Below are 12,038 nucleotides of genomic sequence, written 5' to 3' on the forward strand. Positions count from 1 at the left end.
TCTAAAGTGACCAACTTCTCATACTGAGACCGTCTGAGATTTCTGCACCACTAAGCCTTACATCATCCAGATCAGGGAAATCTAGCTCTGCCAAAGCAAAAACTAACCAGATAGATGCGGAGAAAACCATCGGACTTAACCAGTGGATAGGTTTCCTGATATTGAGGATCTATGGGTGAATTAGAGGTCAGGAATCCTGCAAAAGGTGTAGCTCCAAAGGAAACCTGCCGCTATACCTAAAGATAAGAAAGTAGTAGGAAATGAACCAGTCCCATAAATTAGGTCACAAGAATATAGTAACTCAAATGAGGTACACCAACCAGTGGAGCAGATGCTTACTCCAGTCCTGTATTTCTCTAGCTGTAAAGCGCTATGGGTTTTCGCCCTGAATTAATCGAGCATAGGTTTCTGCAGGCCGATCGCCCAGGTGATCTTCTACCAGGCGATCGCTGCCGTTGGTGAAGTCGATGGAGTAGAGACCAAATCGGGGGGTATAAGAACCCCACTCGTAGTTGTCGTGCAGGGACCAGTGAAAGTAACCCATTAACGGAATGCCTTCTTGTCGGAGCTTTCGCACCTGTTTCAGATGGGCTTCCAGGTATTCACTGCGATGAATTTCGTCAGGACGGTGAATGGCAATGCTGTTATCCGGCTTACGGCGTAGGGCCATGCCGTTTTCAGCAATCAGAATCGGGCACAGACGATCGCTCTCCGTGGCTCGACTGAATTCTTGCGAATAATATTTGCAGAAGAAATGTAACCCTTCCGGCAAATAGCGCCAGTCCCACCACTTACTGGTAATGCCACTCATTAACCAACCACGAAAATCTTTGGTTTCAAACTCGAAGTCAGAGAACGACGGTAAGCGGAAAATATGGGCAATGAACGGATCGTAGTAATCGATCGCCAGAAAATCAAACACCCGCGATCGAGGCGACGCTTCCAGAACCTCTAGAAAGAAATGCAAATGGGCAGCATCAAAATTGCGCCGACCTAAGCGATTACTGATCCAGCGAGCCAGTTGACCGAAGCGATAGGGTAAATTGTATCGGAAATTTAGCTCAACTTTCTGTAAGGCTGTTTCAAACCGATGGGCACGGGCGTAGGCATAATCCCGCAATTCTTCCGGCTTGATATTTTCCTGCCGGACTGTCAGCAGATCCCATAGCACTTTTTCTGACCAGTACAGGTCGCTGCAATAGGTGTTGAGGGAGACATAGGGAGTTGTCCATCCGTTGGCGGCATAAATATCATGAATGGCATTGTAGGCCCGCACATGGGCTGCCAGCAAATGGTTATAGGCCAGCAGCATGATTTTCAGGCCCGGTGGTGAGCCTGCCGGAAACATGCCATTCAGGTAGGTGTTGGGAACCAGGATATTGGGTTCGTTGGTGGTGATGTACCAGCGGATAGGCGAAAGTTGGTGATGATCGACCAGACGACGATTGATGTGAGTGACTGTAACCTGTACGTAATCCACAAAACAATCGATCGTTTCTGGTTTCAGCCAGGCATCCAGGCCCAACCAGGCCGGATGGGTGAAGTGGTGCAGCGTGACAAAAGGTTCCAGTCCGGCTTGATAACAGGCTGCAAGGCGATCGCTGTAGGCATCCAGCGCAGCCCGATCATAGGGGGGAGCTGGAGCTTGATCAGTGTGACTGGAGGGTTGAATGCGTGCCCATTCCAGGCTGAGGCGAAAGGCATTCAGGCCCAAGTTCTGGCAAAGCTGAAAATCTTCCTGGTAGCGGGTCCAAAATTCCACGGCGGCCCCAGTTTTCATCACCGCTCCATGCTGTTCGGCTAAACACCAGTTGTTTTTGGGTTGATCAGGGCCGTTATAGCCTCCCTCGCTCTGGTAGCCTGAAGTTGCCACTCCCCACAGGAACGGTTCATGGGCAGGGTCAGGCATCGGAAAATTAGGAATCGTCTGCATGGAGGGCAGTACTGTCATCTAAAACTATGCTGTCAAAACTATTGGACAAAGGTGGCAGATGAGGATGGATGCGACGAGCGCACGCCTGACGATTCTAGATCTTGCAAAATGTGTTCAGCAATGGTGAGCGCGGCACGGGGATGACCCAACTCCAGTCCTGCCTGCCTCATTTCTGCTAACCGTTCTGGATGTCGCAGCAGATACTGTACCGCAGGCCCAACCATCTCTAACAATCGAAGTTGCACCCCCGCTCCAGCCGCCGCAATCACGTCCGCATTTTGTTCTTCCTGACCAGGAATCGGATCGACAATGATCATCGGAGTCCCACGAGCTAGAATTTCACTGGTAATCAGTCCCCCCGCTTTTGTGATGATCAAATCACTGGCTACCACCAGATCATCCACATAATCAATCGTGCCAACTTTCCATAGCCTAACGTGAGTCCCTGCTGTCAAGTCTTCTAATGCTTCCTCCAACTTTTCATTCCGACCTGCCGCGACCACTAGCACCATTGAAATCGGGCTTTCCAGTAAATCCAGCACCATCGATCGCACCCGTCGAGGATTCAGGCCCCCTCCAAATAACGAGATGACTGGGCGATCTTGAGGCAAATTGAGGTGCGATCGGGTTTCCTCCCTGGTTTTGGGCTGCATAATTTCCAACTTGACGGGGATTCCGGTCACGTGCAGCACATCCGGGTTCAAGCCCCGTTGAATCAGTAAATTGCGGCTCAAACTGTTGGGTAGGAAATAGCCTGCTACCCCATAGTTAATCCAGGTACTGTGGGCAATCACATCTGTTACCACTACATATTGAGGTTTGGATGTCTGGTCTTCCTGTTCCAGCAATTGCAGCAAGCGACTAGGAATTTGTTGCACACAGACAATCACATCCGGGTCGAACGCTCTCACCAGTTGTCCTAATTCCTTAAAGAAGGGACGTTCCAGCTTGGCCCACACCAGATTGCTATCCAGGGATTTGTCCAGATCGCTAATGTCGCTGCCTTCATAAAACGCTTTGTAGAGCAGTGGAATTTTTTCACTGAGTTGCTTGTAAGCCTGGGTAATTGCTCCCCGATACAGCGAATTGGCATAGGCCAGCGTGTCTGCAATCTGAACTTCCACGTCTGGGAACTGTTGAAATGCATCTGCTAACGCTTTGGCCGCATTCAAGTGTCCTGCACCCAGGGAAGCATGTAAGATTAAAATCCGTTTCATAGAAGTCGCCGCTGGCCGGGAAATAAGTAACTTTACTGGCGTGTATATCCTGTTTTGCAACATTTAAGATAAATGTAAATAGAATTGTTACAGAGGTACGAACTCATGGCGGATTCTAAGGAGCAATACGAAGTCACTAAAACTGAGGCTGAGTGGAAAGAAATACTGACCCCAGAACAGTTTCAGGTTTTGCGGAAGCATGGCACTGAACGGGCAGGCACCAGTCCCCTGGACAAAAACTATGAAGATGGTATCTACACCTGTGCTGGGTGCGGTCAGCCTTTATTTAAGGCAGAAACTAAGTTCAACAGTGGTACAGGTTGGCCCAGTTTTTATGCGCCGATCGAGGGAGCCGTGGCTACCTCTACTGACCGATCTTTGTTCATGGTGCGCACAGAAGTTCATTGCAGTCGCTGTGGTGGACACCTGGGTCACGTCTTTCCCGATGGCCCCAAGCCAACTGGACAGCGTTACTGTATGAATGGCGTGGCGTTGGAGTTTCAGCCAGCAGGCAAAGAGGTGAAGGAGTAATGGGGGATGGGATGATGTGAGGTAGAGACGTTTCGGCGGAAACGTTTTTACCCCCCTCTACCCATCTCAGCCTCTTCTAAACCAAGTCCAGCTAGAGAACGGTCGTTTTCCCATAAGAGAAACTACAGTTCTGGACTTGGACAAGGTTTAATTTAGATTTCAGGGAAAATTAAGCTAACGGTTTCATACTGGTAGCTAGAAAAGCTTTGAGAATTCTGGATTCAGGCTTAGAGGGTAGTTGAGATGTCGCGATCGCCCTGCTTAGAGGTGTGGCCTGCGGCTAAGGATCCCTAAAACTATCGCAAACCTGTTACCCGAATGCTGCGCCCTTACAGATCAAGAGGATAAACTGGGGCCTTTAAAACACCCTCCTAGATCAATCCAAAATCGGTTAAAAGTTTTTCTTCATCCAAAGGTAGGTTTTATTTTTTCCCCTTCCAGGGGAAGTCTGGAATAGGGCTATTGAGTCATGCAAGGAGAACCCTGAATGAGAATTGAATATTGTGAACACCCTCGTCTCCGTTGGATTGCTCTGGAGTCTCCTCAAGTGACGGTGGCCGAGGGATTAGATGTCATTGAGGGACTTAGCCAGCCGCAAAAGACTTTACCCTGTCGATATTTTTATGACGATCGCGGTTCTGCCCTGTTTGAACAAATTTGTGATTTACCGGAATATTACCCCACTCGCACGGAACAGGGAATTCTGGAGCAGTATGCTAGGGCGATCACTCAACTGACAGGTGCGTGTGAATTGGTGGAATTGGGCAGTGGCAGTTCCCGAAAAACTCGCTTATTGCTGGAAGCCTATAGTGAACTGGACTACGAGTTGCAGTATTGTCCCATTGATGTGAGTGCCGGAATTTTAAAGGCCACGGCTCTCGATCTCCTGGGGCAGTATCCCAAACTTAAGCTGTGTGGTTTAGCTGGAACCTATGAGCAAGCCCTGGCCCACCTGCCACCTGCGGAATCAGAAAACCGGATGTTGATTTTTCTGGGCAGCACGATCGGCAATTTGGATGAAGCGGCCTGCGATCGCTTCCTGACTCGCATCCGGCAGGCCCTGCAACCCGGAGAATTCTTTTTGCTGGGAGTCGATCTGCAAAAATCCATTCCCATCATCGAAGCGGCCTATAACGATGCTCAGGGAGTGACGGCTCAATTCAATTTGAACATGCTGCAACATTTGAATCGCCAGTTTCAAGCCAATTTTGATTTGCATCAATTCGCTCACTGGGCCTTCTACAATCCCATACAGCACCAGATCGAGATGCACCTGCGCAGCCTTACCGCTCAAACCGTGCAATTCAAAGCACTGGAATATGAAGTTTCTCTGGAAGCCGGAGAAACCATTCAGACAGAGATTTCCCGCAAATTCCATCTCCCTACTTTGATTAGCAAACTTGAACATCTGGCGTTTCATCCCTTGGGCACCTGGACTGACTCCCAAGGCTGGTTTGCCCTGCTTCTGTGTCAGCGTCAGTGTAGTTCGGGAGATTGCCCATAAAGGTGGATGAGTAGGTAAGTGGATGAGTGGGCAGAATTCCATCCACCCATCTACTCGCCTACCCGCCTACTCACCCACCCCTTCTCCCGATCGACTGTACTAAAGTTCGATCGTACTGCTAATCTGGGATTAAGCCACTGGCAGGAAAAGCCACAAATGTTTTTTCTTTGAACCTGGCGCTAGCTCCGGCCACTGGTTAGATACGTTTGTGATGACCCAATGATTCCTCTGCGATTGACGCTGAAAAATTTCCTCAGTTACCGGGAAGCTACCCTGAACTTCCAGGGGCTGCACACGGCTTGTATCTGCGGAGCGAATGGAGCTGGCAAATCCTCTTTGCTAGAAGCGATCGCCTGGGCCATCTGGGGAGAAAGCCGCGCCTCCTCCGAAGACGATGTGATTCATTTAGGAGAAGTCGAAGCTCTGGTAGATTTCGTCTTCAGCACCCACCAGCACACCTATCGGATCATCCGCAGTCGCCAGCGGGGACAGGGAACGACGTTAGATTTTCAGATTGCCAGGGAACTTGGCGCAGAGCACGAGGTACGAGGCGCGGGAGAAGCTGGGGAAGATGAGGGAAATGAGGGAGAAATTCAATCATCTCCAGGGAGCAGGGAATTTACCTCACAAGCCACGAGCCACGAGCCACGAGCCAATACCTCAATACAAAACTCAAAATTCAAAATTCAAAATTTTTCCTTCCGTTCTCTGACAGCCAAAGGAGTTCGTGCCACGCAACAGTTGATTCTGGAACATGTGAAGCTGGATTATGAGACGTTTATTAACTCGGCCTACCTGCGGCAGGGGCGGGCAGATGAGTTTATGCTGAAGCGACCGGGGGAACGGAAACAGATTCTGGCTGACCTGCTGAAGCTGAATCAGTATGATGAATTGGCCGATCGCGCCAAAGATCGGGCACGCCAGTTGAAAGGCCAGATTGAGGTATTAGAAAGTAATTTGCAGGGAATTCAGAACCAACTGCAACAACAAGATGCGATCGTCCAGGAGCAGTCCGCCTTAGCCGCCGTCCTGGAACAACTGCAACAACAGCAAGCGGCAGATACCGAACAGCTGCAGACCCTGCGATCGTTGCAACATCAGCGGCAAACCTGGCATCAACAACTAACCTGGCACCAGCAACAACAGCAAATTCTGGAACAGGACTATCATCGTTTGCAGCAAGAATTAGCGGCGGCTCACCGTCAGCACCAGGACTTGAGCTTGATCTTAAGTCAGGAAACCACGATCGCGGCTGAATACACCCGATTCCAGGCCCTGCAAGCTCAAGAGGAATACCTGGCCGCTCAGTTCAAACAGCATCAACAGTTGCAATCTCAACGGCAACAAGCCCACCAGCAACAGATTGAAACGACTCTCCAACTTCATAACAAAATTCAACAAATCGAAACTCAACTAGATGCTTTGCAACAACAAGAACAGGAAATTCAGCACGCCCTGCGGAAAGCCTCTACTGTTGAAGCAGGGCTAAGAAAATTGCAAGAGGCTCGCGCTCACCTGAACCATTTAGAGCAACTGCATCTGCAAGCCTCCCCCTTATTGCAACGACAGCAGCATCTCCAAACCGAACTCGATCGCCACAAAACTCGTCTGCTGGCTCGGTTAGAAGAAGTGCAAGCAACCACCCAACAGTTACAAGCCCAGCAAAAACATCAGCCTCAACTGCAGCAGGCTGTGCAAGAGATCAGCGATCGCATTGCCGAATTGGATCAACTTCGCACCTATCAACAGCAGGTACGGGACAAAGGACTGGAACGCCGCAACTTCATGGAGCGCCTGCAAGAAAACCAGCGTACCTACGAAATTCAACTCGCCGAAGTTGATCAAAAAATCCAACTGCTTCAGCAGGAAACGATCGCAGCCACCATTCAAAATCCAAAATCCAAAATCCGAAATCCAAAATTTGATTCAACGGATTCACCAGAACCAACCCCGCAAAACGCAAAACGCAAAACGCAAAACTTAAAACTTTTAACTCACTCCTTCCCCCCCTGTCCCCTGTGCGATCGTCCCCTGGATGAACACCACTGGACTTTAGTACTGAACAAACATCAGGAAAAACGACAGAAAATTCTTGACCAGATCTGGGTGATTCGCGAACAGCTGGCGGTATCGGAACGGGAAATTCAGGTTTTGCGCAAGGAATACCGCCATCTGGATCAACAGTTGAACCAGTACACTGTCATGGTGGAACGCCGAGGTCAGCTTCAGCAACAACTTCAGGCGACTACAGAGGTACAACAGGCCATCCAACGTTTATCGTTAGAAGCTGCAGAATTACAGGCAGCACTCCAAACGGGCACCTATGCCACTGATTTGCAGGAAGAATTACAACAGTTGAACCAGAGCCTACAACAACTCAATTATGACGATAAGGATCTGGCGCTGGCACGGGGAGAAGTCGATCGCTGGCGCTGGGCCGAAATTAAGCAGGCTGAAATTAAACAAGCTCAACGCCGACAGACACAAATTGCTCAACGAAAACCCGATCTCCAAACTCAAGTGGCTACTCTCCAAACCCAGCTCAGTCACTATACTCACGGTGCTACCACCCAACTTAACCAGCTTGATCAGCAACTAGCTGAATTGGGCTACGACCTGGAACAGCATAATGCCGTGCGCACCGCATTACGACAGGCTCAATCCTGGCAATTACGCTACCAAGAACTGCGGCAGGCGCAGCAAACCTTTCCCCAGGTACAACAGCGGATTACGAATCTGGTGCAAACTCTACAAGAACGGCAAGAGCAATTACACACCTTGCAGCACCAGATTAAAACTCTAATTCAGCACCTTGAACAGTCTCCAAATTACCAATCTCAAATTCATTTACTGGAACAACAACTGCAACGACGCAGACTGGAACTAGATGAACATCTCGCAGCCTGTGGCCGCTTGCAACAACAACAACAGCAACTAGAAACCCTCAGCACTCAGCACTTGACACTCAGCACTCAACTCCAAACTCTACAACGACAATACCGCATCTACCAAGAACTGACTCAAGCCTTTGGCAAAAACGGTATCCAAGCCTTCATAATTGAAAACGTCCTGCCGCAACTGGAAGCAGAAACGAATCATATCTTAGGCCGCTTAAGTGCCAATCAACTCCATGTTCAATTTGTCACCCAACGCACCCGTACTAACTCAAAACTCAAAACTCAAAACTCAAAACTGATTGAAACTCTAGATATTCTCATTGCCGATGCCCACGGCACTCGTCCCTATGAAACCTACTCTGGAGGGGAAGCCTTTCGAGTCAACTTTGCCATTCGATTAGCCCTGGCCCGCTTGCTGGCTCAACGCTCTGGCACGGCTCTGCAACTGTTGATTGTAGATGAAGGCTTTGGTACCCAGGATGCGGAAGGCTGCGATCGCCTGATTGCCGCCATTAACGCGATCGCCCCCGACTTCGCCTGCATTCTCGCTGTCACCCATGTTCCCCACTTCAAAGAAGCCTTCCAATCCCGCATTGAAGTCTTTAAAACTGATACTGGCTCTCAGCTGCAATTAGTAATGTAAAACTGTCTCATCAATACGACCCTCAATCCCACCGCACGGCATCCCAGGTTGCAAAATGAATCGCCTCAATAAACAGGGATACAGCGAAAAATAATAAGACCGCGTATCCCCAACGGCGATGCTTAGCCAGCACCACTCCCAACCCAAAGGATAGGGTGACAATACCATACAGATAACGATAAAAAGAAGCGGAACCGGCCATCAGGAGTAGCAGTAACCCGCAAACTCCATAAGCGATCGCCACCAGGGGCAGTCTGCGTCGAAGATGCCACAAGAGGTACGCACTGCCACCCAGTGCTAGGACGAGCAGTAGTTCTTTCTGCTGAAAGGTTAGGGCCGCCCTCAAGGTAGCAATCCAGCTTTGGTGGTAGTCTTGCCATCCTTGCTGAGTGTTGACAAATGCCAATGGGTCGCCAAACGCGATCGCGGCATAGCTGCAAAAGAGTAACAAACCGCCACTGGAAGCTACCGCTGCGGTATAAGCGGCGGGTGGTCGGCGTTCTTTCCAGGCTGTGAACAGAAATGCTGGGAATAAGGTAATTCCCGGAACGCGGGTAGCAGAGGCCAGTGCTCCCCACATTGCTGCCTGCTTATATTGGTTGTGGTCAAAGGCTCGTAAAGCAGCCGTTGTGATCAACAGGAATAGTCCTTCGCTGTAAACTACAGTGCAAAACAAAGAGGAAGGACACCAGGCCAGCACTGCTGTTGCCCAACGAGCCACAGATGTACCCTGAGATTCTTTAGCCCAGAAGTAAAGCAAGCTCATTGCTCCCAGAAAGGCCAGGTTATTCACCAGCACGGCAGCCACCTCGAACGGCAACCCCAGAGTCATGACAACCCGAATGAGTAGGGGAAAGAGGGGGAAAAAAGCGATCGAATGCTGGCCACCATCCTGAACATACTCATAGCCTTCGGTCACGATCGTGCGATACCATTTGCCATCCCAATGGGAAAATGCCTCCCAACCCGGTTTTGGAACATAGCCAGGAATAAAGTCATGAGGACGGGCATCCCATGTCCATTCGGGGTGTACGGGAGTGGTGACGATCAGCGGAGCAACCCATTGTAGAGCAATCACAATCACCAGGCGGCTGACTAACCACAGGGTGAGGATGAACAAACCATCTTTGACGATCGGGGAAAGGGCAACATGTTTCATGGATTCTTCCAGATATCGTTCCAGGGATCCTGGAATGCCTGAACTAAGGGGCGCTGGTACTTGGCCTCAAACCCTTGGCGCAAGGCTTCCGGCAGATTGAAGAGAAAAACGGTCTTGATGTTTCCTGGTAAGGCGTTGATCGGGAGATCTGGGCTATCCGCCGGAAGCAGCAGGAGTTGGGTATCTGGCTTCAGAAGGTAGCTGAGGGAAACTACGCTGGCCGCATTGTAGCTAGATGCATTGGCAATGACCAGGGGACGATCGGAACTGTTAATCAGATCAGCCACCTGATGATAGTTAGAATTCAGTACCTTATTCCACCAGGTATTGGCTTGAGCATAGACTCCACAGGAGGCAATGCCCAGGATAATCAGAATTGAGAAGGTAGTGATCGCAAAGCGAAATTTCCAGCTTTGCCGGGGAGCCTTGAAATAAGCCGCCAGCAGGTAAACCACAGCCAGTTGCAACCCCACAATACAGGGAATGAGATAGCGCGTGACCGTGAACCGCTGTCCTCCATAAATTAAATCGGGAAGTCCCAGGGCGAGGGCCGTAACTCCTGTAAAGGTGAGAATAAACCACCAGATGCGTTTTGGTGCAGTTCGACAGAGAACATACACGGCATACCCCTGCAGGATCAGAAGGGCGATCGCCAGAAGTTGAGATGGGATATCACTTAAGTCCGCATTGAAATCAACAAAACCGCGGCTGAAATTAAAACTAATCATTTGCAGGCTGATATCCAGTGGTAGCGGAACGGAAACCCAGGAAGTTGTGGCTCCCAGCAAATCACCCGATGCAACCATGAAGTACAGCCAGGGGATAAACAGCAAACCAACTCCCAACAGCGTCACGCTACACAGAATGGTGCGCCTACCAATCCGTATCGGTTGTTTGCAGAACTGATTCTTTGGATCGATCACCAGGGTATACAAGAAGTGCCCCACTGCAATCCATAAAGTGAACAGTGCCGTATAACAGGCAACCAGCATGGATGCTCCGTACCATAGCCAGTTTTGGCCTGAAGGAGAGCGAATGGCCCGCAGCAGCAGTGCACTACAAGCCAGGATGATTGCCGCCCAAACTCCGAATTCTCGTACTTCCTGGGCAAAAACCAGATGAAAAGGCGAAACAGCAAACAGGGCGATCGCAATCCATCCCGCTAGCGAAGACTCAAACAGTTCCAGACATAACCAGTACACGACGGGAAAAATTAACAAATTGAGAAAGGTGGAAAATCCCCGCAAAACTGCCGGAGCCGTACCTGCTATCTGTGCCCAAAAATACAACAGGGTGTAGTAGAACGGGGGATGCTGGGAGTCTTCTAATCCCTTGCGAACAATCATGTCGGTTAAGGTTAAACCCGGTACAAACTGCTGATAGGCGAGGAGATCGGCTGGTTTCACGAGTTTGTTCTGAAACAAGCCTTCGCTGAGATAGTGTCCAGGACGAGCTGTGATTACGGTTGAGGTATATACCTCGTCATGCCAGTAGACTTTGCGATCGAGGTGAATGAACCGAAAGCTCATTGTTAGGACTAAGAGGCCAATACCCAACATCTGCATGCTTCTGAGTAGCCTGTGGTTTGGCAACAACATAGGGGGGTTCCTCTACATAGCAATGATTTTTCCTGGTGGGTTAGGATGCAATCCAGTTGCAGCCCGTTTACCATACCATGCAGGTGTTTCATCATCCTGATCAAGGATGGTTATCATCCAAACGAGATATCAGTAATCAGTCCCTTCAGTCATAAAATATACCAAGCGCTAGTGAGGTGCAAAATGACGAACGTATAACTATTTAACGTCCAGATGTTGGGCATGGCTCCGGATAATGGTCGCATCACTCATTTAAGTGTTCCTTATGGGCAGGTACGGCTGCGGTTACGGCGGTTTACCCATCGTGGCTCCAGGTTGCAACTGCAAACTCCAGCAGGTGTCAGTGCTGTAAGAGGTACCGAGTTTGGCGTAGCGGTGCAGCCCAATGGCAAAACGGGACTTGCAACGCTGACAGGCGCTGTTGTTACTACAGCTCAGGGATAGACGGTTGCCGTACCTGCCGGATTTCAAAACTTTACAATACCGGGAGAACCGCCAACCCCACCTGTTCCTCTGAGGGATAATACCGAGATACGCTATACCCTGGAACAGCTCA

The 12,038-nt window shown here is 49.9% G+C and carries 9 protein-coding genes; 5 read left to right on the forward strand and 4 right to left on the reverse strand.

The genetic code is table 11. The annotated features are described in order from the left end of the window. Window positions 1-370: 370 nt before the first annotated feature. On the reverse strand, window positions 371-1,951 hold the full coding sequence (locus ACUVQO_RS13005; protein WP_445926298.1) for a glycoside hydrolase family 1 protein: 1,581 nt from the start codon (window positions 1,949-1,951) through the stop codon (window positions 371-373). Between the two features lie 20 nt (window positions 1,952-1,971). Next, window positions 1,972-3,150, reverse strand: coding sequence for an MGDG synthase family glycosyltransferase (locus ACUVQO_RS13010; protein WP_445926299.1), 1,179 nt, complete (start codon window positions 3,148-3,150; stop codon window positions 1,972-1,974). 105 nt (window positions 3,151-3,255) lie between these two features. Between ACUVQO_RS13010 and msrB the strand changes: the two genes are divergently transcribed. The 4 genes from msrB to ACUVQO_RS13030 all read left to right on the forward strand — a co-directional run bounded on the left by msrB (window position 3,256) and on the right by ACUVQO_RS13030 (window position 8,725). After that, window positions 3,256-3,681, forward strand: a complete 426-nt coding sequence (msrB, locus tag ACUVQO_RS13015) for a peptide-methionine (R)-S-oxide reductase MsrB (RefSeq protein ID WP_445926300.1) — start codon at window positions 3,256-3,258, stop codon at window positions 3,679-3,681. Window positions 3,682-4,168: 487 nt separating this feature from the next. Continuing rightward, a complete protein-coding gene (gene egtD / locus ACUVQO_RS13020; protein ID WP_445926301.1) occupies window positions 4,169-5,185 on the forward strand; it encodes an L-histidine N(alpha)-methyltransferase in 1,017 nt (338 codons plus the stop codon). Window positions 5,186-5,203: 18 nt separating this feature from the next. After that, window positions 5,204-5,356 carry a hypothetical protein gene (locus ACUVQO_RS13025; protein ID WP_445926302.1) on the forward strand — a complete coding sequence of 51 codons (153 nt, stop codon included), beginning with the start codon at window positions 5,204-5,206 and terminating at the stop codon, window positions 5,354-5,356. Window positions 5,357-5,404: 48 nt separating this feature from the next. Further along, window positions 5,405-8,725, forward strand: coding sequence for an AAA family ATPase (locus ACUVQO_RS13030; protein WP_445926303.1), 3,321 nt, complete (start codon window positions 5,405-5,407; stop codon window positions 8,723-8,725). Window positions 8,726-8,747: 22 nt separating this feature from the next. On the opposite strand, the gene ACUVQO_RS13035 is transcribed toward ACUVQO_RS13030, so the two are convergent. Together ACUVQO_RS13035 and ACUVQO_RS13040 are read right to left on the reverse strand one after the other, a co-directional pair. After that, on the reverse strand, window positions 8,748-9,884 hold the full coding sequence (locus tag ACUVQO_RS13035; protein WP_445926304.1) for a mannosyltransferase family protein: 1,137 nt from the start codon (window positions 9,882-9,884) through the stop codon (window positions 8,748-8,750). After that, a complete protein-coding gene (locus ACUVQO_RS13040) occupies window positions 9,881-11,449 on the reverse strand; it encodes a glycosyltransferase family 39 protein (protein WP_445926305.1) in 1,569 nt (522 codons plus the stop codon). The genes ACUVQO_RS13035 and ACUVQO_RS13040 overlap by 4 nt, the downstream gene beginning before the upstream one ends. A gap of 255 nt (window positions 11,450-11,704) precedes the next feature. Here ACUVQO_RS13040 and ACUVQO_RS13045 point away from each other — a divergent pair, with 255 nt between their 5' ends. Continuing rightward, complete coding sequence (locus ACUVQO_RS13045; protein WP_445926306.1) at window positions 11,705-11,926, forward strand: FecR domain-containing protein; 222 nt, start codon at window positions 11,705-11,707, stop codon at window positions 11,924-11,926. Window positions 11,927-12,038 lie beyond the last annotated feature (112 nt).

Source organism: Leptodesmis sp. (assembly GCF_052746595.1).